The organism is Facklamia languida CCUG 37842 (assembly GCF_000245795.1).
Lineage (GTDB): Bacteria > Bacillota > Bacilli > Lactobacillales > Aerococcaceae > Facklamia > Facklamia languida.
In genome coordinates this window covers 74161-98563 of record NZ_JH601133.1, presented here as the reverse complement: position 1 = coordinate 98563, position 24403 = coordinate 74161, and the positions used below count along the sequence as shown (strand labels likewise).

Genomic DNA, 24403 nt, shown 5'->3' with positions numbered 1-24403 from the left:
GTCTATGCAAAAAATCAAAATTGGAGCCATCGGGTCTCCCCGCTTATTAGCCAGCCTGCTAGAAGTTGAAGATGCCTTTATGGACCTGGACCTGACGGTCTTCAGTGATTCGGTGATTGAGGGGGAAGAACCTAAACAAGCGGCAGGAGGAAAGATCCAGCCTCGTCATGTCCTAGACGACCCGATCGATCAACTCGATTGTTTGATTCTCGCAACGGATCCATCCGACTACCTCTTGCAAGCAAGGCAGACCTTCATCAAGCAATTTAATACCGTCGATAATATCCAAGTCACGGGCTTTCGCCAGCCCCAACAAGACCAGCTGGATGGCGTCGCCCGCGACCATGGTCACTTAGCCTTGACAGGGGTCGATTGGGCACCTGCCTATTATCAGATGAACCAGATTCTGGCTCAAGCCATTCTACCCCAAGGTAAGACTCGCTATCTCTATCATGCCAACTACCAACCCGCACTGTCTCAGTTGGTTCAAGACTTGGAGGGAGTCCAAGTAGCTGCCGTCTACCTCGATTCAGCTGAGACAGTCACTGATTCAAGCCAGCAGCCAGAGGAAGCGTCACTTCCCAGCCAGTTGATCTACCTAGTCCTGGAAGATTCCGGCCAAGAAAGCGCCATCTACCAAACCCTCAACCGGCTTCCCCAATTTGGCTTAGTTGGGGATCAGGATGTACACTTCATTGATCAAGCTTCTATGGAAGCCTTGAAGAAGGACACCTCACCTGCCGGGGCTCTGATCCACCAGCAGGTGGTTGGACCCGGTCAAGAATTAGCCTATGAAGTAGACTTGAAGTTGAGTGATAGCTCCTTCCTCCAGGCTAACTTGCTCTTATCCTATGCACGTGCGACTGTCAGAGCTTATCAAAGAGGTGAGCGGGGGGCTAAGACCATGTTGGACTTGCCCTTGTCTGACTTAATTCATTCCGAAGAGGACCAATAAAAAACCGCTAAAAAAGAGGCCGGATCAACCGGCCTTGAATCTTTTATTTAGCGGATGCGATTAATTTTGCTAAGCGAGACTTGTCACGACTTGCCTTATTATGGTGGATAAGCCCCTTACCTGCTGCAGAGTCGATGGCTTTAACTGCCTCTTGGTACAATGCTTGAACATCTCCTTCACCGGTTTCAACGGCTAAACGAACTTTCTTAATGGCAGTTCTTAAAGATGAGATTTGTGAACGTTTACGGCTTGTTACCTTTTCAGTTTGACGTACACGCTTTAATGCTGATGTTGTATTGGCCACAGATGGTCACCCCTTTTCAAATAAAATAGTCTAAGCCCTGAAGCTTAGTCAACAGAAAATATTATACCGAAGTCCACTCCAACATGCAATGATAAATTTATGGGGGCTCATTTGATGTCAATGCTAAAGGATCTCGTCTCTCGATTCATCATCATTCACTGATGATTAAGGAAGGGTAAAAGGGTGGAGGGCGAATGGGGTATTCTGGCTAAGAGACTGCCTAAAATCACCCAGGGCCTTTTCTTTGACGCGCGTAGCCCAATCAAGTAGATTAACCAGTAAGACCAAAGAGGTGGTAAGATGTTAAATAAAAAATTTAAAGTTGTTTCTCCCTACCAACCGGCAGGGGACCAACCGGAGGCCATAGAAGCCTTGGCAGCAGGAATTAATGCCAACAAAAAAGAACAGGTCCTGCTGGGTGCAACTGGGACAGGTAAGACCTTTACGGTCGCCAAGGTGATTGAAGCTGTAAATAAGCCGACTCTGGTTCTGGCCCATAATAAGACTCTAGCAGGTCAACTCTATTCGGAGTTGTTGGAATTCTTCCCAGAGAATGCGGTGGAATATTTTGTCTCTTATTATGATTATTATCAACCTGAAGCCTATGTTCCTGCTTCCGATACCTACATTGAGAAGGAATCCAGTGTCAATGATGAAATCGATAAGTTACGCCACTCTGCCTCCTCTGCCTTATTAGAGCGTCGGGATGTGATTGTCGTGGCCTCTGTGTCCTGTATCTATGGTTTGGTCGATCCTGACATGTACCGTGAACATGTCCTCTCTCTAAGACAGGGGCAAGAGATCTCCCGTGAAGCAGTCATGACCCGCTTGGTGGAGATGCAATTTGTCCGGAATGACATCGACTTCCAACGGGGGACCTTCCGGGCGCGAGGAGATGTCCTGGAGATCTTCCTGGCCTCTCGCGATAAGGAAGTCATTCGGGTCGAGTTCTTTGGGGATGAGATTGACCGGATTCGGGAAGTGGATGTCCTAACCGGAGAGATTAAGAACGATGTTGATCATTTTCCCATTTATCCGGCGACGCACTTTGTGGCCAACCAGGAACAAACCTTGCGGGCAGTGGAATCCATCCGGCAAGAATTAGAAGAGCGACTGGAAGTCCTCCGGCAAGAACATAAGCTGATCGAGGCCCAGCGCTTGGAGCAGCGGACCAATTATGATATTGAGATGCTCTTGGAAATGGGGTATTGTTCAGGGATTGAGAATTATTCGCGCCATATGGATGGACGAGCCCCCGGTGAGCCTCCCTACACACTATTGGATTTCTTTCCAGAAGACTTCTTAATTGTCGCCGATGAATCCCATATCACCATGCCCCAGATCCGGGGGATGTATAATGGGGACCGTGCCCGCAAGGAGCAGTTGGTTGAGTATGGGTTTCGCCTGCCATCCGCTGTTGATAACCGGCCCTTGACCCTAGCGGAGTTTGAATCCCACGTCAACCAGATCCTTTATATTTCCGCGACACCGGGGCCCTATGAGATGGAGCGCGTCCATGGCCAGATTGTTGAACAGATTATCCGGCCGACCGGTCTCTTGGATCCAAGCGTTGAAGTCCGACCCATCCAAGGTCAAATTGATGACCTGGTAAGTGAGATCCATCAGAGGATTGACAAGGGCGAACGGGTCTTTATTACGACCCTGACCAAGAAGATGTCTGAAGACCTGACAGACTATCTCAAGGAAATTGATATCAAGGTCAAGTATCTCCATTCGGATATCGCAACCCTGGAGCGGACTGAAATTATTCGCGACTTACGTCTGGGTGTCTTCGATGTCCTGGTAGGAATTAACCTCCTAAGGGAGGGGATTGATGTGCCAGAAGTCTCCTTGGTCGTCATCCTTGATGCGGATAAGGAAGGCTTCCTCCGGTCCGAACGGTCGCTGGTCCAAACGATAGGACGGGCTGCTCGGAATGAGAATGGGAAGGTCATCATGTATGCCGATACCATCACGGGCTCCATGCAGCGGGCGATTGATGAGACCAACCGTCGTCGCCAGATTCAACTGGCTTACAATGAAGCCCACGGAATTGTCCCGAAGACCATTAAGAAGGATGTCCGCGATTTAATTCGCATTACTCATAGTGTCTCGAATGATGAGAAACAAGACAATCTTTTGGTACAATTCAAGTCCTTATCACGCTTACAAAAGCAAGAGGAATTAGAACGGTTGACCCTGCAGATGAAGGAATATGCGAAAGAGATGAATTTTGAAGCGGCAGCCACGACACGCGATATTATTATGGAATTAAAGGCCCATTTTAAGTTGAATTAATCAAAGAAGCAGCTGATGTAGGCTGCTTTTTTGAATTCAACCAGTAAAAGGCAGCCGGCGAGCTTCCTAGCGTGTATGAAGGGCTAAGGCCTTCTGCTGGTGGGACAAGACTCAAAGGGGCGACATGCATGGAAAGGGTGGGTCCCTTTAGTGACTGAATCCGAGTCTAAGGGGTTGAGGGGGATTGTGTTAAATCGTTAAAAGGCATACAATAGGATTTATATCAAGGAACAGAGTAGGTTGTCTACGTTAAGTGCTTCTAGATGGGATGTAGCTAGAAGACGAAGCGAGCAGTGCGCGATAGACGACCGCCTCCGCTGTAACGCTTTGCGGCGGCACTCTAGGATTAGGGTGCTCTTTTTTGTGATAAATTTTCTTTACATCCGGGTAAGGAGTTCAGATGTTAACAGAAATAAAGGATCAAGAACCGATTTTTAGATTTAAGGGTCAAACGATTCGCCATCAAGACCCGACGCTCATTTGTGGAATAGTGAATGTCACACCCGACTCTTTCTCTGATGGGGGGCAGTGGTTTGATCGCCAGAAGGCCATTGACCGTGCTAAATTCCTAATCAGCCAAGGCTGTCGCATGATTGATGTTGGTGGTGAGTCAACCCGTCCTGGATCGACTTACGTTGAAGTGGAAGAAGAAATCCAGCGGGTCCTACCGGTCATTCAAGCCCTCAAGCAGGAGACAGATGCCATTATCTCCATTGATACTTGGAAGGCTCCAGTCGCCCAAGCGGCCATAGAAGCGGGGGTTGATGTGGTGAATGATATTACAGGGTTACTGGGCGACCCCCAGATGGCCAAAGTGCTGGCTCAATCGGATGTAGGAGTGGTCTTAATGGCCAACCCCGTCCTTCAGCGTCCAGACCATCCATCAGCTAAGATTTTCCCCTCATTTGGAGGGCAAGGGGTCTTTAGTCCAACTGAACTGGATGCCTTTCAGGAGATGGAGGTGGTGGAGTTAATGAAAGCTTATTTTGAGAAGTCCTTAGCTTGTGCCCAGACGGCCGGTATCCATCGAGACCGCTTGATGCTTGACCCAGGAATTGGCTTTGGTCTGACTAAGAAAGAAAATTATGCCCTAGTCAAACAAGCCGAGTTGATTCACCAATGGGGCTTTACTTGTTTTTTAGGAGTTTCCCGCAAACGTTTTATTCAAAACACCCTGCAAGAAGCGGGGTATCCAACTGATCCAGCAGACCCCCTGGGCTATGCCTTAAGAGACCAAGCTTCAGCTGCTTTGACGGCGGTAGCGGCCTTTATGGGTATTGAGGTTGTCCGCGTTCATGTCGGCCAAGAACACGCAGTAGCGGCCTTGATCGCGAGTCATATTCGTCAAGCAGACCGCCTGGAAGATGTTCATTTGCCCGCTTATGGCACCAAGTAGGAGGATCAATCTTGAAGATTAAGTTAAATAACATGCAATTTTATTCCCATATTGGCGTTTTTCCCGAGGAAAAGAAATTGGGCCAACGCTTGGCGATTGACTTGGAGGTGACCCTGAGCCAGTCCATCAGTCGGGATGACTTGGATGAGACGGTCTCCTATGCGACTTTCTATCAAGTGGTGGCAGACTATATTCAGACTTGTCGGGCTGACCTGATCGAAACGGTTGCCCTTGATCTCCTTGACCAAATCAAGGCCGTCAGTCCTCAAAAAATTGACAAAGTAAAAGTCAATGTTCGTAAATTATATTTACCCATTCAAGGCATACTGGATTCAGCCGAGATTGAAGTGGAGGGCTAAGATGAACCATCGCGCTTACCTGAGTATGGGATCGAATATGGGTGACCGCAGGTCTAACCTAGACCAGGGCTGTCAGCTCCTCGCCCAACACCCAAAGATTGACCTCCTTCAAGTATCCAGTCTCTACCAGACGTCACCCGTTGGTGGGGTGGTCCAAGATGATTTCATTAATCTAGCAGCCATAATTGAGACCGATCTATCGGCGTATGTCTTATTAGATTATATTCATGAAGTCGAAGCGGCCTTACACCGCAAACGAGAGATTGTTTGGGGGCCGAGGACCCTCGATATTGATATTCTCTTTTTTGATAATCAAGTGAGTGAAGACCCTGACTTGCGCTTACCCCATCCGGAGCTATTTAATCGCTTGTTTGTCTTGGTCCCACTGGCAGAAATAATTTCAGAGGACTTTCCAGCATATCCGTCCATTATGCAATCCATAGCAGTTTTACAAAAACAAGGAAATCAAAGATTAGAAAGAGTAGGCAGATATTATGACAGAAATTAACATTGACCGCCTGGCAGAACTTGTCCGGGAGATATTGGTAGAAATTGGTGAGGATCCTGACCGTGATGGATTACGTGAGACCCCCAAAAGAGTGGCCAAGGCCTTACAGGAAATGACCGCTTCGACCCGTCTAGCGTCCTTTACTGAAGGGAAGATGTTTCCAACCGCGACTGGTAGTGGCGATCAGGTGGTGAGTGTCAATCACATTCCTTTTTACTCCATGTGTGAACATCACATGTTACCATTCTTCGGACATGTCCATGTAGGATATTTGCCGCAAGGGGGACAAATTATTGGCTTATCTAAGATTCCCCGCCTAGTGAATTATGTCTCCCGCAAGCTCAATGTCCAGGAGAATATTACCCGAGAAGTAGCGGAGATCTTAATGGAAGTCACTCAAGCCAAGGGAGTGGCAGTTGTGGTGGATGCCCGCCATATGTGCGTGGAAATGCGGGGTGTGCAGAAGCTCAATTCAATCACCCGTACGACTTTCTTCCTGGGTGAATTTAGTCAAAATGACTCATTAAGGAAGGAATTTCTCCAATCACTGCCAAAGGTGGGACAGTGGTGATGTCAGACTTTAATCCTCAATCCCCCACCATCTTGTATGGTCAAGGAGACCGGCTCAAGGTCCTGCGCTTAATCTTATCATCCCTCGACCAACCTGATCAGGCTTACTCGATCTTCCATATTGCCGGAACAAATGGTAAGGGGTCGACCTCTACCATGCTGCAGGCCCTTTTGGTAGGTCATCATCTTAGGGTTGGCCTCTTCACCAGTCCCCACCTTAATAGTGAATGTGAATCGATTCAAGTCAATGGTCAGCAGATTTCGGAGGGAGATTATATCGCGTGTCAACAGAAGATTGCTCAAAGCGTCCTGGCGCTAGGTCTCGATCCAGATCAGGATCTGTCGCAATTTGAGTGGACATTTTTGATTGCAATGGTCTACTTCCGTCAATGTCAATGCTCTTGGGTGGTGCTGGAATGTGGTGTCGGGGGCGAATTAGATGCAACGAATGCTATCTCACATGCTGAATATGCGATTTTTACTAAGATTGGGCTAGACCATTTGAACCTCTTGGGGCCTGACCTTCAAATCATTGCTGCTACAAAGGCTGGGATTATCCGCCCTCATACCAGGGTCGTGATTGCCCCCAACCAACCTCCGCAAGTTCGTGGTGTGCTTAAAGATCGGATTCAAGTCCGGCAAGCCATTTTAGTGGATTCGCATGGTCTGCAAGTCGACCACCGGCAAGTGCGCCTGGCCGATGGCACTTCCTTTAAGGTTGACTTAGGCTTGAAGGGGACCTATCAGGACGAGAACTTGACGACGGTCCTGACGGCCTACCAAGACTGGTTAGCAGGACGAGGCGAAGCCCTCGAAATCCAACGCATTAATCAAGCCCTCAAATCAGTCAGCCTACCGGGCCGGTATGAACTGGTCCAGGACCAGCCTGTGGTCCTCTTGGATGGGGCTCATAATCTGGATGCCATTCAAGAACTCTGCCTCAGCTTGGGCGAAGATTTCTCGGGTCAGCGTTTAGCGATTGTCTGTGGTTTCTTACAGGATAAGGACGTCCGCCATATTGTGGAAAAAATTGGTCAATTACCCGCGGACTTCTATTTGACCCAGCCAGACTTTCCAGGAAGAGCCATGCCGGTCCAACAACTTCAGGCGCTTTTTGAAGAAGTGGGGATTCCTGCCTTGGCCTTTGAAGATCCGAACCAGGCGGTAGACCAAGCCTTGGCTTCGGGATTAGACCCTGTAGTGGTGATGGGGTCTTTTCATCTCATTAAACGTGTGCGGCGGCGGTGGGTTCATGGATAAGACCTTACTTGACCAACAATTGAAAGACCTGGTTGACCGAGGCTATCCTTGGTATGACCAGGCCAAGTCAGCTCAATTAAGACAGCAGCTTGAGTCACAAGCTGACCACCTGTTACGCAATCGTCAGTCCTTGATCCACTTATCGGCCTCGGCCATTGTCTTTGTTAACCAGCGTTTATTCATGGTGGACCATCCTTATTTACACCAGCGCCTCTTGCCAGCTGGTCATGTGGAAGAGGGGGAAACCCCTTTACAAGCAGCCTTGCGTGAGTTTGAAGAGGAGACAGGTTATGGATTACGGGAGCCTGTGGTCGATCAATTAGTGGATGTTAACCAGATTGCGATTCCAGCTAATCCTGTCAACCAGGAAGCAGGCCACATTCATTTAGATTGGCGGTTTTATCTTCAAGGAGACCTTGTTCAGAAGGGTCCAGCGGAATTGACTTGTCATTTGCTTCCTTTAGATCAGATTCCGTCCGAGTTTCGTATTTATAGCCAACTCTTGTCCTAAAGTCTTTCTACCGCCAATTAGATTGGCCGAAAACTTCTTGATAAGTGATGATAAAAATAAAATAGAGATAACTGTCAATAAGGTAGTCCAATGCTTATCATAGAGACCGCCTTCCAAAGCGGTGCTTTTCCGGACTAGGACTACTAGGAATAAGTGATAAGAATAAAAGAAAGAATAACCGTCAATAAGCCAGCCTAATCCTTATCATAGGGGACCGCCTTCCAAAGCAAGGCTTTTCCAGACTAGGACTACTAGGAATAAGTGATAGAAATAAAAGGAAGAGTAACCGTCAATAAGCCAGCCCCCAATTCTTATCATAGGGGACCGTCTTCCAAAGCTTTCGCTTTTCCAGACTCGATCCACTAGGCAATGCCTAGACGGTAAACCGTAAGGCATTGCAAGCTGCGTGGATCGTCCTCCTTCCTATGATTAAGCATTGGGACCTGCCTTTTATTGACGGATTCTATACTTTTTTGATTAATACTTTTTAAATTTATCCAAGTGGCAAAATAGGAAGTGTTTTAATAATATAGGTTTAGTAAAATGACAGAATCTTTTTTTTTAATTATTAAATCCAAACAAATAAAGAGACATATTTTTTAGAATTAAATTAAGAACTGAAAAATGGAGAATAGCTTACCTAATTTGGACAACCAGGGATGAAAGTGAATCGAGGGTCTTGCAATTATGGTGGATATGGTATAATATATCTTGGTAACTTTGAGTCAGCTATAGCTTGAAGTTCGCTGACCTGAGCTCAGTTTAGCGCGTCACCAACGTTTTACTTAGCTTTGGCCGAATATTGAAGAAGAGGTGATAATATGGCATTAACACAAGCACGTAAAGACGAATTGATCAAGGAATTTGCCCGTCATGAAGGTGATACAGGTTCAATTGAAGTTCAAGTAGCGGTCCTTACAGAGGATATTAACAACTTGAATGACCACATTAAGACACACAAGAAGGACTTCCATTCTTACCGTGGCTTAATGAAGAAGGTTGGTCACCGTCGTAATTTACTCGCTTACTTACGTGAAAAAGACGTAACACGTTACCGTGAATTAATTCAACGTTTAGGCTTACGTCGTTAAGCGACAAGTGGATTTTTATCAGGATGGCATTCCGCCATCCTTTTTGTTATATTAGGATTAGGTTTATTTGGATTTAACTACTATGCAAAGATGAACTTTTTGGTCGTCTGGAAGGTTGATCTTTGTCTAGTGGTCTTCCAAATAAACACTGCTTGTAAGGAGGCTATTTGAATGACAAAGCAAGTATTTAAGACGCAATGGGGTGGCCGACCCTTAGTCGTTGAAGTGGGGCAAATGGCAAGACAAGCCAATGGGAGCGTATTGGTCCGTTATGGGGATACCGTCGTGCTCTCAGCTGCTGTTGCTTCCAAATCGAGTTCAGGCATGGATTTCTTTCCCTTAACGGTTCACTATATTGAGAAGATGTATGCAGTGGGCAAGGTGCCCGGTGGCTTTATTAAGCGCGAAGGGCGTCCTTCTGAGAATGCCACGCTGACTTCTCGTTTGATTGACCGGCCGATTCGCCCCATGTTCCCTGAAGGGGTCCGCAATGAGATCCAAATCACCAATACGGTCTTATCGGTGGACCAAGACTGTTCACCTGAGATGGCTGCCATGTTTGGGTCTTCGCTGGCCCTAGCAATTTCTGATATTCCTTTTGATGGTCCAATTGCTGGGGTGCAAGTAGGGCGCGTGGATGGTCAGCTCTTGATCAATCCACGGGTGGAGGAGATCGAACGCTCAGAAATCGATCTAACGGTTGCCGGAACCTCTTCTGCCATCAATATGGTGGAGTCTTCAGCAAAAGAAGTGGATGAAGAGGGAATGCTGGAGGCCCTCCTCTTTGGTCATCAAGCGATCAAGGACTTGGTTCGATTCCAAGAAGAGATTGTGCAAAAGGTTGGTAAGGAAAAATTTGAATTTGAGATTAAGGGTCTCGATCCTGATATCGTGGATAAGGTTCAAACCCTCTATAAGGACCGGATGATTCAAGCCATTCAAACACCTGAGAAGCAGGCGCGAGAAGAAGCGGTGAACCAATTAATTGAAGAAGGAATCATTTATTTCACTGAGCGATTGCTGGAAGAACCTGACCAAGAAAGCCTATTAAAAGATGTTCAAACAGCCCTCCACCAATTAGAAAAGGATGAAGTGCGGCGGTTAATCACCCGTGAGCGGATTCGTCCAGATGGACGTCAAATTGATGAAATCCGGCCCCTTGCTTCAGAAGTGGCGCTCCTACCTCGTACCCATGGATCAGGACTCTTTACCCGGGGACAAACGCAAGCTCTATCGGTCGCAACCCTGGCTCCCTTGAGTGAACACCAAGTAATTGATGGGTTAGGGATCGAAGAAGAGAAGCGGTTCATTCACCACTATAATTTCCCTAACTTCTCTGTAGGAGAAACGGGCCGGGTTGGCTCCCCTGGTCGACGGGAGATTGGTCATGGAGCTCTGGGTGAAAGAGCTCTGAGCCAGGTGATACCTTCTAAGGAAGACTTCCCCTATATGATTCGTTTGGTAGCAGAAGTCCTCGAATCGAATGGGTCTTCTTCTCAAGCTTCGATCTGTGCGGGTACCCTGGCCTTAATGGACGCTGGGGTTCCAATTAAAGCACCAGTTGCGGGCATCGCGATGGGACTCGTGATGGACCAAGATCACTATACGGTACTTACGGATATCCAAGGCTTGGAAGACCACTTAGGCGATATGGACTTCAAGGTAGCCGGAACCCAAGAAGGAATCACTGCCTTACAAATGGATATTAAGATCCAAGGAATTACGGAGGCGATTCTAAAAGAAGCCTTAATGCAAGCGCGCAAGGCCCGTCTAGAAATCTTAGACAATCTGACCGCTACCATTGCGGAACCAAGACCAGAATTAAGCCCTTATGCACCTAAGATCGAAATGATGCAGATTGATCCTGATAAGATTAAAGTGGTCATTGGTAAGAGTGGAGATACCATCAATGCGATCATCGATGAGACTGGAGTTAAGATCGATATTGAACAAGATGGCAGCATCAGTATTGCTTCTCCAGACCAGGAGATGATCAACCGGGCTAAGCAAATCATTGAAGAACTGGTGGCTGAAGTGGAAGTCAACCAGATTTATGAGGGAACGATTCAACGGATTGAAAGTTACGGGGCCTTTGTGGAGGTCCTACCCGGTAAGCAAGGTCTCCTCCATATTTCCCAAATCGACCACCGTCGCATTGACCGGGTGGAAGATATCTTTGATGTGGGGGATAAGGTGACCGTTAAGGTGACTGGAATTGATGAACGCGGACGCATTGACCTTTCTCGTAAAGTCTTGATGCAAAAGAGCGAGTCTTAAAATAGCTTCTATCAACCTTAATTCTTGATTTTTATTCCTTTAAAGCTATCTATAATTAATCACTATGATAAAACACTGAATCATGATCCACTGAAGAGAGGCTCAAAACTGGTCGTTTTTGGACGAGCGGATGGCTAGCTTTTTGTGTGGCATGGTTTGGTGTTTTTCCACTTTAAAAGCAGGCAGTGGCGAATGGATGAAATCAAAGGGGACCGCCTTCCAAAACGCAGCTTTTCCGGGCTAGGCCCACTAGGCAATGCCTAGACGGTAAACCGTAAGGCATTGCACGCTACGTGGGCCTTCCTTTTTCCTATGATTTCATCCATTCGCCACTACCTGCTTTTTTGATTTCATTCTTCATAAAATGGTCTACTTCGGTAGATTGTTTCATTAAGCTGACATATGGAAAGATAAGGGTTGAGGATCAATGTCAATAAAAATTACTCAAGGTTTTATTATCTAGTGTGAAAACTCTACATTATAGTCTAAATTAAAATTGTTGGGATGAGCTCATCATAGGCGACCCGTTTGTTACTTATGGATTTAATCTATATTTTTATCTTTCATAGAGTCTGATTGAAGGCTAAGTATAAATAGGTTGTTCTGCACAATCATACTCAAGATAGCTCTTAATTATTATCTAATATATTCTATAATATAATTAGTCTACATGGAGAATATATCATTTAAACCGAAATAATAAAGACTCTTCGCCATTTATGTGAAATGATTTAGTAAACCAACTCTAAAGCATTATTAGGCAATTATTTATGTTTAATAAATTATCGTCTTTAAAAGAACTAAATAAAGAAGGCAGTGCCAATGCTTAATCAAAGGGACTTGGACGGTCCACGTAGCGTGCAATGCCTTACGGTTTACCGTCTAGGCATTGCCTAGTGGAACGAGCCAGGAAAAGCTTAGCTTTGGAGGGCGGTCCCCTTTAATTAAGCATTGGCACTGCCTTATTTTATTTTTAAAATGAGTTAAAAGAGGAGCACTTTAGCACATGATGTTACTTAGATAATTAGACTTTTGAGACATCATTCTATACATTTAACACATATGAATAAAGCGTCGGTGTAAAATTTTATTTTTAAAGGGTCTATGGTATAATCAATTGAGATTTGCCTCTCCAGTAGGGAGGGGCCCACGAATTAAAATAGACCCAAAAAATTAAAGTTGAGGTGGATAAATGGACAAGATTAAAATTATTTCCCTAGGCGGAATCCGTGAAGAAGGGAAAAATATGTATGTGGTAGAGGTCAACCAGGCGCTCTTCGTCCTGGATTGTGGACTGCTCTATCCAGAAGATGACTTGTTAGGAATCGATATGGTCATTCCTGACTTTACTTATTTGGAAGAAAATCGTGACCGAGTGGTGGGGATCTTCCTCTCACATGGTCATGCGGATGCGGTCGGGGCCTTACCTTACCTTTTAGATAAGATTGAAGCCCCTGTCTTTGGGACCCAATTGACGATTGAATTAGCCACGATTTCAGCCCGTAAGCAAGGCTTGTCTGAGCGGGTCGATAACTTCTTCGTCATCGATCCCGACACTGAAATTGAATTTGATGATGTCGTGGTTTCCTTTTTCCCAACAACGCATACCATTCCAGACTCTGTTGGGATAGCCTTAGAGACACCCCAAGGGACCATCGTCTATACGGGGGATTTCCGTTTCGATCCAAGTGCCAGCAAGAATTATCAAACAGACTTTGCCCGCTTGACTGATTTAGGAAAGCGGAAGGTTATTGCCCTTTTGAGTGATTCTGCCGCGGCTGAATCAACGGTTGAGAATGTGAGTGACCTTGTGATAGGCGATGAAATTACCGAAGTCTTTCGCAATGCTAAGGGACGGGTAATTGTCGGAACGGTTGGATCCAATATTGCGCGGATTCAACAAGTCCTACAAGCCGCTCACAAGTCAAACCGGACGATCTTCTTCCCTAGTGAAGACCTCTATGAGATAGTGGATGTAGCCTTGAAGTTAGATAAGATCGAGATTCCTAGCCGTGACGTCTTTGGACAACTTAAGCAGTTGGACCGCTTCCAGGATGATCAGATTGTCATTCTAGCCACAGGTGACGTGGGAGAGCCCATTCAGCTGATTCAGGCCATGGCTCAAGGCCACCATCCCAAGGTAAGGATTAAGGAACATGATACAGTTTATATTGCCACGACTCCTTCCGTTTCGATGGAGACTAATGTGGCGCGGACTAAGGACATGATCTATCGGGCAGGGGCCCGGGTCTTAAGTGTGACCGACCACTATCATACTTCGGGACACGCGACACCGAATGACCTTAAATTGATGTTGAACTTCCTCAAGCCCGAATACTTGATTCCAATTAATGGTGAATACCGGATGCTTCAAGCCCATGCCAACCTGGCACAACAAGTGGGCATGTCGCCAGAATCAGTGATCATTCCTGCGGTAGGAGATGTCATGGAATACCACAAGGGGAAGATGACCAATACCAGTCAGGTTGAAGCAGGGGATGTCCTTGTTGATGGCATTGGTGTCGGTGATATTGGCAATGTTGTCCTGAAAGACCGCCGGATCTTGAGTGAAGATGGGATCTTTATCGTCGTGGCGACCATTTCACGCCGACTCAAAAAAATTCTTGTCGGACCTCAGATCACTTCCCGCGGCTTTGTCTTCATGAAAACATCGATTAGCCTGATTGAATCTTGCTCTGATATTACCTTAGACGTATTAGAGACCCACCTTGCCAGTGATGATTTTGATTGGAACCATCTTAAGAGCGATTTAAGAGAGAAGATTGGCAAGTACCTCTATAAGGAGACCAAGCGTCGCCCAGTGGTCCTACCGATTATTATGGATGCTTCTTCCTACGATAAGAAAGATTAAGGTGAATTATGAATAAAAGAACTTCACGGCAATTGGCGGATAGTCTGGTGGCTATCCTCCTAGCTCTATTAGTAACTTACTTCTTGGATGGTCGTTTAGGAATAATGATCGGCTATCCTATGGCGGTCGGACTCCTGCCTCTGGTCTGGTTGGCCTTACGCTATGGGGTTGCTAGCGGGATTATGGTCGGTGCTTTGACTGGCTTAATCTTGATGGCCCTTTCCCAGCCGAGTGACTGGGTGGCAGCTTTCCTAGTGAAAGCAGTGCCCTGGTTAGGAGTAGGGTTTGCGGGGCTCTTTGCCAAGTATACGCAAAAGACCTTGAATAATAAGCGGTATTCGTCAACTTATTTGAATATTTGGACAGGGAGCCTCTTGACGGTCCTTGTCTTCTATCTTTTGGGTCGATGGCTCTTGCCCTGGTTGCTGGACCAGGAAGTTCAGGTGCCAATTCATTCCCTTAATTTCTGGTTAGGAGCCCTGGTGACCTGGTTGGTGATCAGCCTAACCCTCTCCTTGCTAGCGCGTTTCCAACCGCGTGGGTTGATTCCAAGACGGACTCGGTATCTCTCACGCAAGGAGACTTCCTCCTTACTTAATGACTAAACAAAAAAGCCTCACTCCGGATCTGAGTGAGGCTTCTTTGTATAGCGGGGATTGTGCTATGCATAGTCAAATCAAGTATTGGGAGATTTACCTAAGACTTAGGCAATCTGTTGCGATGTGATGGCAGTCACATTGATGATTTGATTTAACTCAAGTTGGAAGGAATGGCCGCGATGACTCACCCGTACTGTCTCGTTAGGTTGAATAGGGGAGTCAATGGACAATTCAAGTTCAGCCATTTGAATGACTGATGCTGGGTCGTAGAATTCAAAGAGGATGGCCAAGGGTCTCTGCTTGACATAGTGGGCCATTAACTGGTCCTTGACCTGGTTCATTGGCATCATCTCAATTCCATCATTAAGCAAGGGGGCAGGGGATCTGAAGGGTTTGAATAGATCTTGTGCGAATTGTATTAAGCGGTGACCCTGAGGTCTCATTGGTAATTCCATTATTTACTTGCCTCCAATCTCGAACATTTGTTTGTATTTAGAGTATACGAACATTTGTTCAGGATGTCAAGCGATTTACGAACAAATTTTCGCTTTTCATTGAATGCTGAAGATCTGCCTCTTGAATCATGGTCATTTAAGGATGTGCTTAAGGTAATAGACAAGATAAGAGGCAGTCTCAATCTTTAGTAAGAGAAGACCGACCTTTAAATCATCGCTTGGCGGGTGGTATCCAACGAAGAATCAGCAGTATGGTCCTTTTTTGAATAATAAGGAACCCTTATCAAGCAGAATACGAATTGATTGAGGCTTTTTATTTGCCGGTTGATAGGGTTCTGCCAACAAATTCTGTCTTTAAACGCACAGGGAGATTAACCATGGAAGATTGTGAGAAGATTGGGATTAATTTGCTGGAATCTGGGACATGGTCTTTTAGCCAATGCAAAAGTGTGCTAAGATAGATTCAATAATTGACGGAGGTAGAGTATGGCAAAACAAAGAGGCTTGTTAATTATTTTGTCGGGCCCTTCGGGGGTTGGTAAGGGAACTGTGCGGGCGGCTGTTTTTGATGATGAGAACTGCGACTATGTCTATTCGATCTCTGCTACGACCCGAAAGAGCCGGCCAGGTGAACAAGACGGCGTGGACTATCACTTTATGAGCCGACAAGAATTTGAAGCCTTAATTGACCAAGAGGCTCTCCTCGAGTATGCTGAATATGTTGGCAATTATTATGGGACGCCCTTGGCTTCGATTGAACGCCACTTGGAAGAAGGGCGAGACGTCTTCTTGGAGATTGAGGTCCAAGGGGCACGTAAGGTGCGAGAGAAGATGCCAGAAGGAATCTTTATTTTCTTAGCGCCGCCTTCCTTCAAAGAATTGGAGACCCGGTTGACGGATCGAGGCACCGACTCGGATGATGTGATCCGTGAGCGGATGCTCAAGGCCAAGAAGGAAGTTGCCATGATGGAAGCTTATGATTATGTTGTGGTCAATGATGAAGTACCAGTTGCTGTGCGCAAGATCAATGCCATTATCGATTGTGAGCACCTCAAGGCAGACCGTGTCGTTGACCGACTATTAAGTGATATTGCGGATTATTTTGTAGAAGAAGGTGAAGATAAATGATGTTATACCCATCGATTGATGATCTCTTGCGTAAGGAATCATCAAAATATTCCTTAATTATTCTCGCTAGCAAGCGGGCGCGGGAGATGTGCGATTATAAGATTATGCAGTTGGAAGATTATCGAGCAGACAAACCCGTTGGTAAGGCTTTAGAAGAAGTGACGGCAGGCGTCCTGTCGATCCGTAAGGATAAGTAGGTTACTTAGCATTCGAGCAGCTACTATGTCGATCATTGATCAGTTCATGATGGCATAGTAGTTTTTTGTTAGGAGGAAGCGGAATGTATGTTGAAGTGATCGTAGATATTCCCAGTGCCCAGGTGAATCATCCCTTTGATTACGCTGTTCCAGCAGATCTAGAGGATTTGGTGATGTTAGGCAGCCGGGTGGAAGTTCCCTTCGGCAATCGGAAGTTAATGGGCTTTGTCGTGGCCATTAAAGAAACGAGTGATTTTGCAGGAGACTTAAAAGCGATCTTCCAAGTGATGGACTATCAATCATTCTTGAACCAGGAATTGGTGGACCTTTCCAACTATCTAGCGGATCAATTGCATGCCTTTCGCATCTCCATCCTCACAGCGATGCTTCCGAGTATGCTCAAGGCTAAGTATCAAGCTGTCTTTCATATTCATGATCCAAAGGCAGTCGCCGAGGCTGGTCTCGACCTTAAAGAACGAAAGATTCCACGGGACTTATTAGAAAGCCAAATCGACCGAAAGACTCTTAAATCCCTATTGAACCTGGGCAGTCTGAGCTTGGACTATGAGGTCCGTGACCAGGTCACGACCAAGAAGCTTCGGCTCATTAGCCTGGCGCCTGAAACTGATCTGGACCAGGTCCGTGAGAGTGTTTCTTCCCGCAGTTACCGCCAGCTGCAGTTAATTGACTATTTGCGTGACCACCCCTTGGATCAAGCGGTGACGATTTCGGAATTAAGCCAGCGCTCAGGTGTAAACCGATCCATTATTCAGAAATTCATCGATCAAGGTTGGCTGATTGACCAGGAGGCCACTGTCTACCGGCGGCCAAGTGGGCTTCAAGCTATTCAGCCCAGTCAGGCAAAAAACCTTCGGCCCAGTCAAGCCAAAGCTTTTAAGCAAATTCAAGACAAGATCGCTGAATCTGCCAATCAGACCTTCCTCTTAGAAGGGGTCACAGGTTCTGGTAAGACTGAAATTTACTTACAATTGATTGCCCAGACCCTGGACCAAGGGAAATCGGCCATCCTTTTAGTGCCCGAAATTGCCCTCACGCCACAGATGGTGGAACGGGTTGTTGGACGTTTTGGTAAAGGAGTAGCGGTCTTACATTCAGGCTTAAGTATTGGGGAGAAGTATGATGAATGGCGGCGGATTATTGACCAAGAAGCTCAGGTAGTCGTGGGGGCCCGGTCGTCCATCTTTGCCCCTCTGGAAAATCTTGGCTTAATTATCATCGACGAGGAGCATGAGACTACCTATAAGCAGTCAGAGAACCCACGCTACCATGCCCGCGATGTGGCCCTCTGGCGGTCCCGTTACCACCAGTGTCCCTTAATCTTAGGCTCTGCCACACCTTCCTTGGAATCACGTGCCCGAGCCCATGTCGGCCGTTACCAGCTGATTCAATTAACCGAGCGGATTAACCAACAACCCTTGCCACCCATTACTTTGGTAGATATGACGCAAGACCTAGATGACCGTCCTTATGAGGCCTTCTCACCACTCTTGCTGGCCAAGATTCAAGAGAAATTAGACCGCCAGGAACAAGTGGTCCTTCTCTTGAACCGGCGCGGCTATGCGGCTTATATGCTCTGTCAAGCGTGTGGGCAAGTAGTTTATTGTCCGCGGTGCGATATTTCCTTGACCTACCATAAGAAGGACCAGACCCTGAAATGTCATTATTGCAACTATCAGCAAGCCGCGCCTGCAACCTGTCCCAATTGCCATAGTCCCCAACTAACCACCCAGGGATTCGGCACCCAACGTATTCAAGAAACGCTCAACCAAGTTTTCCCAGATGCACCGGTGATTCGAATGGATAATGATACGACCCAGGCAAAGGGGGCCCACGAGAAGCTCTTACAGTCTTTCAGTCAGCAACCCAGATCGATCCTACTTGGGACTCAGATGATTGCTAAAGGATTAGATTTTGACCAGGTCACCTTGGTGGGGGTGATCAATGCGGATACCAGCTTAAACTTACCAGACTTCCGGTCAGCTGAACGGACTTTCCAGCTGCTGACCCAAGTAGCTGGTCGAACCGGTCGAGGCAACAAGCAGGGCGAGGTCGTGATCCAAACCTACAATCCCGATCATTATGTGATACAATTAGCTCAGCATCATGATTATGAGGGTTTCTTTTTCTACGAGATGCAGCGTCGACACTTGGGGCAATACCCACCTTATTTCTATACCACCCTGGTCAAGGTGGCCTCAAAGGATCGCGCACAAGCCCAATTAACGGTCTACCAAGTCAAGGCTGACTTACAAAAAAGATGCCAAGTTAGTCCCGATCATTTGATTCTTCTTGGACCCTCTAATGATGGTATTGAGCGGATGAATGATTATTATCACTTCCAACTTCTCTTAAAATATAAAGATCCCGCCCAAGTACAATCAGCCTTAAGTGAGGTGCTTGCCAAGTCTCAAGAAGTCCAAAAGCGAGGGATCTTAATTCAAATTGATCATGAACCGCAATATTTCATTTAGAAAGTAGGATGTAAATGAAAAAAATAATCTTTATGGGAACGCCTGAATTTGCTGCGACGATTCTAACGGGCTTGATCCAAGATGTGGATTCACAGGTAATCGCAGTGGTTACCCAACCCGATCGACCAGTAGGGCGTAAGCGGGTCTTAACCCCTTCTCCCGTTAAGGAAATAGCTTTAAACCACGAGATTCCAGTCTACCAGCCAGAAGTGATGGCAGATTCACAAGCCTATCAAGACTTACTGGCCTTAGATGCGGATATCATTGTGACAGCGGCCTATGGTCAATTAATTCCTGAACCCCTATTGCAAGCCCCCAAATATGGTGCGGTGAATGTGCATGCTTCCTTGCTACCCAAGTACCGAGGAGGAGCGCCGATTCATTATGCCATCTGGAAGGGTGACCAAGAGACGGGAGTCAGCATTATGCAGATGGTGAAAGAATTGGATGCAGGCGATGTCTATGCACAAATTTCCTTGCCGATTGGGGACCAAGATGATGTCGGCACCCTCTTTAAGAAGTTAGCCCTGATTGGGCGCGAATTACTTATTGATACCCTGCAGCGGATCTTTGATGGCGCGATCTCACCGCAAAAGCAAGATCCTGCCTTGGTCTCTTATTCTCCTACTATTAAGAAGGAAGAAGAGCAAATCAACTGGAACTTAAGTGCTCAAGCAATTGATGCCCATATTCGGGCCTTCCGCCCCTTCCCGACGACCTATACTTTATTGGACCAAGAACGGGTTAAGATCTGGCAGGGCTACCCCTTAAAAGCCCTACCTGCAGGGATTGAAGGGGTCGATCCAGCTCAAGCCGGAACGATTATTGGAGCGGACTCGGACCACCTCTATGTTCAAGCAGGGGACCAAACAGTCTTTGCCATTGAGGAATATCAACCCGCAGGTAAACGCCGGATGTCGGTGACAGAATTTTTGAAGGGGACACCTGCCCAGCAAATGATCGGCCGACACTTTGATTAGGAGGCGGTTATGAAGATTAAACAGCGAAGCCACCAGCGATTAAAGGACAATTTACGATGGGATATGGTCCAATTACTGGATGCGGTTGATCATGGAGACCGGTTCTCCCATCTTGTGATTGACCAGTATTTAGACCAGAGCCCTCGGTCCTTGAAGGATAAAAACCTGGTCGTGAGGGTGGTCTATGGCAGTATCCAAAGGCGGTTGACTCTGGATTATTTTTTGAGTCCTTTTATTAAGGGGCAAAGACCAGAACCTTGGGTCCAGTCTCTCTTACGACTGTCTATTTATCAAGCCCTCTATCTCGATCGTATTCCCCAACATGCGATTGTGAATGAGGCTGTGGAGATTGCCAAGGTGAATGGCCATCAAGGTTTAGGTAAGTATGTCAATGCTATCTTGAGAAATTTCTTCCGCCAAGGTCCACCCGCCATTGAGGCGATTCAAGAGGAGAATAAGCGCTGGAGCATCCAATACTCGCTGCCCGTTTGGTTGGTGGACTATTTGGTGAGCCATCTGCCGAGTGCAGATTTTCATGCCTTGGCGGAGAGCTTAAACCAACCGACCCATTTATCAATCCGGGTGAACCACTCCAAAGATCAAGTCATGAAGGACCTAGCCGCTCTTGGATTAGGGGTGGAACCGAGTCAAGTGGCTGACCAGGGCATTCGGGTCATGGGCGGCAACCCTATACATACTGCTTGCTATCAAACGGGTGCCATTACCATCCAGGATGAATCTTCCATGTTAGTGGCGCCCTTGGGTCAATTAAAAGGGGATGAAGCGGTTCTGGATGCTTGTGCCGCGCCGGGTGGGAAGGCCACTCAGATTGCCAGCTACTTGACGACAGGCCACTTGCAGGCCCTCGATCTTTCTGCTAGTAAGTTGAAGAAATTGGCCCAGCACGCTGAAAGGATGGGCTTACAAGATAAATTGACCATCCAAGTGGCAGATGCTCGTTACTTTGTGCCAGATACTCAAATGCTCTATGATGTGATATACTTAGATGCACCCTGTTCGGGCTTAGGTTTGATGCGGCGCAAACCCGAAATCAAATACCAGAAGTCTAAGGAAGCCATCCAGTCACTCGTCAACTTGCAAGCACAATTGCTCGACCATGTGGCAGGTCTCTTAAAACCAGGTGGCCGTCTAATCTATTCAACTTGCAGTATCGCCTATGAGGAGAATGAGTGGCAGATCAATGCTTTTCTCGACCGCCATCCAGACTTTGCCCGTCAAGCGATTCAAAAGGAAGAAGTCAAACAAGCGGACCTGATCACTGATCAAGGGGACATACGGATTTGGCCTCATCAGTACGAGACCGATGGTTTCTTTATTAGCCGTTTAAGCAAAAATTCAGATTGAGGTGGAAGATGGAAATTACAGTTCTGTCTAATATTGGTAAGAAACGCGCTTCCAACCAGGATTATGCCGAATATTATTTCAATCAAGCGGGACAAGTCTTGTTTGTTCTTTGTGATGGAGTCGGCGGTAATTTAGCTGGCGATGTTGCCAGCCGCTTAACTGCCGAATACTTGGGTCAACGCTTCCAAGAAGTTGGAGGCTTTGACCAAGTAGACCAGGCCAAGGATTGGATGGACCAGATGATTGCAGCTGTCAATGACTATATCTTAGAAGCTTCCAAGCAGTCAGCGGAATATGAAGGGATGGGAACGACTCTGATTCTGGCTACCCTTGTAGCCGGGCGTATTTTGCTTGCGCATGTTGGGGATTCACGTGGCTACCTCTATCGTCAAGGACAACTGATCCAGGTAACCGAAGATCATTCATTGGTGAATGAACTCATTAAGACAGGGGAAATCACACCTGAGGAGGGGCTTTCCCATCCACAGCGCAATGTCGTCACCCAGTCGATTGGTTTGCCGATGGCGATAGAACCCGCCTTTAATGACCTCTCAGTGGAAGACGTCGATGTCCTCCTCTTATGTTCGGACGGTTTGACCAATATGGTAACGGCTAATGAGATCGTTGCACATTTTAAGGAATACCAAGAGCTTGAAAGTTTAGGGCAGGCCTTAATTGATGCTGCCAATTTAGCAGGTGGTAAGGATAATATTACCTTGATTTTAGTCCGCCACTTGGCCGAAAAGGAGGGGGTCTTTGATGATCGAGATCGGAGATAAGTTATCGAATCGTTATGTCTTAACTTCCTTGATTGGTCAAGGGGGGATGGCGAATGTCTTTCTGGCCCATGACTTAATTCTAGACCGTGATGTCGCGGTTAAGGTCTTACGCTATGACTTCCAGGACAATCAAGATGCCATCCGCCGCTTCCAACGTGAAGCCATCTCGGCTAGCCAGTTGCTCCATCCGAATATTGTCGAAGTTTATGACGTGGATGAACATGAGAAGCAACAGTACATTGTAATGGAATACATTGATGGTCAGGACTTGAAGTCGTTTATCCGCAGTCATGCTCCCGTTCAGTTGGAACTGGTTGTGGCGATCATGAGTCAATTAGTGGCAGGGATTGATGCCGCTCACCGGAATGGCATCATTCACCGGGATATTAAGCCACAGAATGTGATGATTACCAAGGATCGCGTGGTGAAGATGACGGACTTTGGAATTGCGGTCGCCCTCAGCGATACGTCGATTACCCAGACCAATACTTTACTAGGATCGGTCCATTACCTATCGCCAGAACAGGCCAGAGGCTCTTCGGCAACTACCAAGTCCGATATTTATGCGATTGGGGTCGTTCTTTATGAACTCATTACGGGGTCTGTTCCGCACGATGGAGAGTCTGCCGTATCGATTGCGCTCAAGCATTTCCAAGAACCCTTCCCAAGCATCAAGGACCAATTGGACTATGTGCCGCAAAGTTTAGAGAATGTGGTCTTAAAGGCGACAGCCAAGAAACCACAAGACCGGTATAAATCCACGCAAGAGATGCTGGCTGACCTGTCAACGGTCTTGAGCACATCACGGATGAATGAGAAGCCTTTCCAACCGAGCAGTCAGTTGGATGAGTCGGTCCGATTTAAGTCCATCCAACCCATTCCAGCCGCGCAAAAGGCGCTCACTGAGCAGGTTGAAGCACCAGAGCCCCTGGATGAATCCATCTATCCGAGCTTTGAGATGCCCCAACCAGGTCCCAAGAAGAGCCGGTCCTCACGGATTCTCAAGACTCTTTTCTTTGGAATTATGGCGGCCCTTTTGGCCCTCGCTCTCTATTTTGCTTATCGGTTAATGGTCTCCTCAGTCAATGTGCCCGATATCAGTCGACTGACCCAATCCCAGGCGAGTGACCTACTGGCTGAGAGCGACTTGGTCGTAGGGCAGACCGAAGTCGTCTGGAATGAGACAGTTCCACGTGGCCAAGTCATTAATACTGAGCCGGCAGCGGGCGAACGTGTAGACCGTAAATCGGCCGTAAACCTGGTCGTCTCAGATGGTAAGCCTAGAGTCAAGATTGGGAACTATGTCGGTAAAGGCTATGAGCCGGTACGCCGAGAACTGATCGATTCAGGCTTCATCGTCGACTTACGTTATATCGCCGCTTCCCAAGAGGAGGCAGGTATCATCCTCTCGCAAAGTCTAGACCCTGGAACAGAAGTCGTTCCCGGTGGAGCGACCATCACCTTAGTGATCGGATCTTATTCCGAAGAGACCACCATGCAGGACTTCTACAATCTCTCCTTTGATATGGTTAAGAAGTTTGCTGATGCTTACGGTCTTTATGTAGAGGAAGTCTATGCCTTTGACCCCTATATTCCTAAGGGCCAAGTCATCCAGCAAGACCCCCTATCTGGGACCCCGCTTACGATGGGAGATACCATTCAAGTGGTCATCTCTAAGGGGAAAGAAGAAGCCTCTCAATCGACTGTCAACCAAACTGTTATGATTGATTATGTGGCTAAGTATGCTGAGAACGACTTTAATCAAACCAAGCCCCTAGCCAATAAGATCCAAGTCTTTATTGGAGATGCCAAGCATAACATTAATGAACTGGCACAAGAGTATGAGATTACCGAGAGTCAAGAGTTGACGCTCACATTTGAAATAAATGAAGGTGGAAAAGGACAGTATCGTATTCTGCGTGACGGGGAAGTCATTGCGGAATCATCTGCTGTCTATCCAGACCAATAAGTTTGAAGGGAAGATTATGGGAGGCATCAGTCGACTTC

21 protein-coding genes and 1 riboswitch are annotated in these 24403 nt (G+C 46.9%); of the genes, 19 read left to right on the top strand and 2 right to left on the bottom strand.

What is annotated here, in order from left to right; genetic code table 11:
• Nucleotides 1–4 precede the first annotated feature (4 nt).
• Nucleotides 5–955, top strand: coding sequence for a hypothetical protein (locus HMPREF9708_RS00395; protein WP_006307945.1), 951 nt, complete (start codon nucleotides 5–7; stop codon nucleotides 953–955).
• A gap of 43 nt (nucleotides 956–998) precedes the next feature.
• Here HMPREF9708_RS00395 and rpsT read toward each other — a convergent pair whose 3' ends face one another.
• Complete coding sequence (gene rpsT, locus HMPREF9708_RS00390) at nucleotides 999–1259, bottom strand: 30S ribosomal protein S20 (RefSeq protein WP_006307944.1); 261 nt, start codon at nucleotides 1257–1259, stop codon at nucleotides 999–1001.
• A gap of 300 nt (nucleotides 1260–1559) precedes the next feature.
• Here rpsT and uvrB point away from each other — a divergent pair, with 300 nt between their 5' ends.
• The 11 genes from uvrB (at nucleotide 1560) to HMPREF9708_RS00335 (ending at nucleotide 15006) form a co-directional block, all read left to right on the top strand.
• Nucleotides 1560–3557: an excinuclease ABC subunit UvrB gene (gene uvrB, locus HMPREF9708_RS00385; protein WP_006307943.1), complete on the top strand. Its 1998-nt coding sequence runs from the start codon at nucleotides 1560–1562 to the stop codon at nucleotides 3555–3557.
• Nucleotides 3558–3786: 229 nt separating this feature from the next.
• A riboswitch (THF riboswitch) is annotated at nucleotides 3787–3879 on the top strand.
• Between the two features lie 78 nt (nucleotides 3880–3957).
• Entirely contained in the window at nucleotides 3958–4953 is a 996-nt protein-coding gene (locus HMPREF9708_RS00380) for a dihydropteroate synthase (RefSeq protein ID WP_006307942.1), read from the top strand.
• A gap of 8 nt (nucleotides 4954–4961) precedes the next feature.
• Nucleotides 4962–5312 carry a dihydroneopterin aldolase gene (gene folB, locus HMPREF9708_RS00375; RefSeq protein WP_040447677.1) on the top strand — a complete coding sequence of 117 codons (351 nt, stop codon included), beginning with the start codon at nucleotides 4962–4964 and terminating at the stop codon, nucleotides 5310–5312.
• Between the two features lies 1 nt (nucleotide 5313).
• Nucleotides 5314–5820, top strand: a complete 507-nt coding sequence (gene folK, locus HMPREF9708_RS00370; protein WP_006307940.1) for a 2-amino-4-hydroxy-6-hydroxymethyldihydropteridine diphosphokinase — start codon at nucleotides 5314–5316, stop codon at nucleotides 5818–5820.
• Nucleotides 5807–6391, top strand: a complete 585-nt coding sequence (gene folE, locus HMPREF9708_RS00365; protein WP_006307939.1) for a GTP cyclohydrolase I FolE — start codon at nucleotides 5807–5809, stop codon at nucleotides 6389–6391. Before folK ends, folE begins: the two co-directional genes overlap by 14 nt.
• A complete protein-coding gene (locus HMPREF9708_RS00360; RefSeq protein WP_006307938.1) occupies nucleotides 6391–7650 on the top strand; it encodes a bifunctional folylpolyglutamate synthase/dihydrofolate synthase in 1260 nt (419 codons plus the stop codon). Before folE ends, HMPREF9708_RS00360 begins: the two co-directional genes overlap by 1 nt.
• On the top strand, nucleotides 7643–8161 hold the full coding sequence (locus HMPREF9708_RS00355) for an NUDIX domain-containing protein (RefSeq protein WP_006307937.1): 519 nt from the start codon (nucleotides 7643–7645) through the stop codon (nucleotides 8159–8161). The genes HMPREF9708_RS00360 and HMPREF9708_RS00355 overlap by 8 nt, the downstream gene beginning before the upstream one ends.
• Before the next feature lie 821 nt (nucleotides 8162–8982).
• The gene (gene rpsO / locus HMPREF9708_RS00350) at nucleotides 8983–9252 is read left to right on the top strand and encodes a 30S ribosomal protein S15 (protein ID WP_006307936.1); all 270 of its coding nucleotides are present in this window, start codon (nucleotides 8983–8985) and stop codon (nucleotides 9250–9252) included.
• A gap of 171 nt (nucleotides 9253–9423) precedes the next feature.
• Nucleotides 9424–11529 (top strand): polyribonucleotide nucleotidyltransferase, encoded by a 2106-nt coding sequence (gene pnp, locus HMPREF9708_RS00345; RefSeq protein WP_006307935.1) that lies wholly within the window; start codon nucleotides 9424–9426, stop codon nucleotides 11527–11529.
• Between the two features lie 1192 nt (nucleotides 11530–12721).
• The gene (locus HMPREF9708_RS00340; protein ID WP_006307934.1) at nucleotides 12722–14401 is read left to right on the top strand and encodes a ribonuclease J; all 1680 of its coding nucleotides are present in this window, start codon (nucleotides 12722–12724) and stop codon (nucleotides 14399–14401) included.
• 8 nt (nucleotides 14402–14409) lie between these two features.
• The gene (locus tag HMPREF9708_RS00335; protein WP_006307933.1) at nucleotides 14410–15006 is read left to right on the top strand and encodes an energy-coupled thiamine transporter ThiT; all 597 of its coding nucleotides are present in this window, start codon (nucleotides 14410–14412) and stop codon (nucleotides 15004–15006) included.
• Between the two features lie 98 nt (nucleotides 15007–15104).
• Here the strand turns inward: HMPREF9708_RS00335 and HMPREF9708_RS00330 are convergent, their stop codons facing one another.
• On the bottom strand, nucleotides 15105–15455 hold the full coding sequence (locus tag HMPREF9708_RS00330; protein ID WP_006307932.1) for a hypothetical protein: 351 nt from the start codon (nucleotides 15453–15455) through the stop codon (nucleotides 15105–15107).
• 486 nt (nucleotides 15456–15941) lie between these two features.
• On the opposite strand from HMPREF9708_RS00330, the gene gmk reads away from it, so the two are divergent.
• From gmk to pknB, 7 genes are all read left to right on the top strand, one after another.
• Complete coding sequence (gene gmk / locus HMPREF9708_RS00325) at nucleotides 15942–16583, top strand: guanylate kinase (RefSeq protein WP_006307931.1); 642 nt, start codon at nucleotides 15942–15944, stop codon at nucleotides 16581–16583.
• A complete protein-coding gene (gene rpoZ / locus HMPREF9708_RS00320) occupies nucleotides 16580–16780 on the top strand; it encodes a DNA-directed RNA polymerase subunit omega (RefSeq protein ID WP_006307930.1) in 201 nt (66 codons plus the stop codon). The genes gmk and rpoZ overlap by 4 nt, the downstream gene beginning before the upstream one ends.
• Before the next feature lie 83 nt (nucleotides 16781–16863).
• Nucleotides 16864–19272, top strand: coding sequence for a primosomal protein N' (gene priA, locus HMPREF9708_RS00315; RefSeq protein ID WP_006307929.1), 2409 nt, complete (start codon nucleotides 16864–16866; stop codon nucleotides 19270–19272).
• A 14-nt stretch (nucleotides 19273–19286) separates the two neighbouring features.
• A complete protein-coding gene (gene fmt / locus HMPREF9708_RS00310) occupies nucleotides 19287–20252 on the top strand; it encodes a methionyl-tRNA formyltransferase (RefSeq protein WP_006307928.1) in 966 nt (321 codons plus the stop codon).
• A gap of 9 nt (nucleotides 20253–20261) precedes the next feature.
• On the top strand, nucleotides 20262–21617 hold the full coding sequence (rsmB, locus tag HMPREF9708_RS00305) for a 16S rRNA (cytosine(967)-C(5))-methyltransferase RsmB (protein ID WP_006307927.1): 1356 nt from the start codon (nucleotides 20262–20264) through the stop codon (nucleotides 21615–21617).
• Nucleotides 21618–21625: 8 nt separating this feature from the next.
• Nucleotides 21626–22396: a Stp1/IreP family PP2C-type Ser/Thr phosphatase gene (locus HMPREF9708_RS00300; protein WP_006307926.1), complete on the top strand. Its 771-nt coding sequence runs from the start codon at nucleotides 21626–21628 to the stop codon at nucleotides 22394–22396.
• Complete coding sequence (gene pknB, locus HMPREF9708_RS00295; protein WP_006307925.1) at nucleotides 22377–24365, top strand: Stk1 family PASTA domain-containing Ser/Thr kinase; 1989 nt, start codon at nucleotides 22377–22379, stop codon at nucleotides 24363–24365. Before HMPREF9708_RS00300 ends, pknB begins: the two co-directional genes overlap by 20 nt.
• Nucleotides 24366–24403 lie beyond the last annotated feature (38 nt).

Coding starts and splice junctions, on each gene's coding strand:
- gmk (WP_006307931.1), top strand. CDS start 15,942: ATGGCAAAACAAAGAGGCTTGTTAATTATTTTGTCGGGCCCTTCGGGG.
- HMPREF9708_RS00355 (WP_006307937.1), top strand. CDS start 7,643: ATGGATAAGACCTTACTTGACCAACAATTGAAAGACCTGGTTGACCGA.
- pnp (WP_006307935.1), top strand. CDS start 9,424: ATGACAAAGCAAGTATTTAAGACGCAATGGGGTGGCCGACCCTTAGTC.
- HMPREF9708_RS00380 (WP_006307942.1), top strand. CDS start 3,958: ATGTTAACAGAAATAAAGGATCAAGAACCGATTTTTAGATTTAAGGGT.
- folK (WP_006307940.1), top strand. CDS start 5,314: ATGAACCATCGCGCTTACCTGAGTATGGGATCGAATATGGGTGACCGC.
- HMPREF9708_RS00300 (WP_006307926.1), top strand. CDS start 21,626: ATGGAAATTACAGTTCTGTCTAATATTGGTAAGAAACGCGCTTCCAAC.
- rsmB (WP_006307927.1), top strand. CDS start 20,262: ATGAAGATTAAACAGCGAAGCCACCAGCGATTAAAGGACAATTTACGA.
- rpsO (WP_006307936.1), top strand. CDS start 8,983: ATGGCATTAACACAAGCACGTAAAGACGAATTGATCAAGGAATTTGCC.
- fmt (WP_006307928.1), top strand. CDS start 19,287: ATGAAAAAAATAATCTTTATGGGAACGCCTGAATTTGCTGCGACGATT.
- rpoZ (WP_006307930.1), top strand. CDS start 16,580: ATGATGTTATACCCATCGATTGATGATCTCTTGCGTAAGGAATCATCA.
- folE (WP_006307939.1), top strand. CDS start 5,807: ATGACAGAAATTAACATTGACCGCCTGGCAGAACTTGTCCGGGAGATA.
- HMPREF9708_RS00360 (WP_006307938.1), top strand. CDS start 6,391: ATGTCAGACTTTAATCCTCAATCCCCCACCATCTTGTATGGTCAAGGA.
- uvrB (WP_006307943.1), top strand. CDS start 1,560: ATGTTAAATAAAAAATTTAAAGTTGTTTCTCCCTACCAACCGGCAGGG.
- pknB (WP_006307925.1), top strand. CDS start 22,377: ATGATCGAGATCGGAGATAAGTTATCGAATCGTTATGTCTTAACTTCC.
- HMPREF9708_RS00340 (WP_006307934.1), top strand. CDS start 12,722: ATGGACAAGATTAAAATTATTTCCCTAGGCGGAATCCGTGAAGAAGGG.
- HMPREF9708_RS00335 (WP_006307933.1), top strand. CDS start 14,410: ATGAATAAAAGAACTTCACGGCAATTGGCGGATAGTCTGGTGGCTATC.
- priA (WP_006307929.1), top strand. CDS start 16,864: ATGTATGTTGAAGTGATCGTAGATATTCCCAGTGCCCAGGTGAATCAT.
- HMPREF9708_RS00330 (WP_006307932.1), bottom strand. CDS start 15,455: ATGGAATTACCAATGAGACCTCAGGGTCACCGCTTAATACAATTCGCA.
- HMPREF9708_RS00395 (WP_006307945.1), top strand. CDS start 5: ATGCAAAAAATCAAAATTGGAGCCATCGGGTCTCCCCGCTTATTAGCC.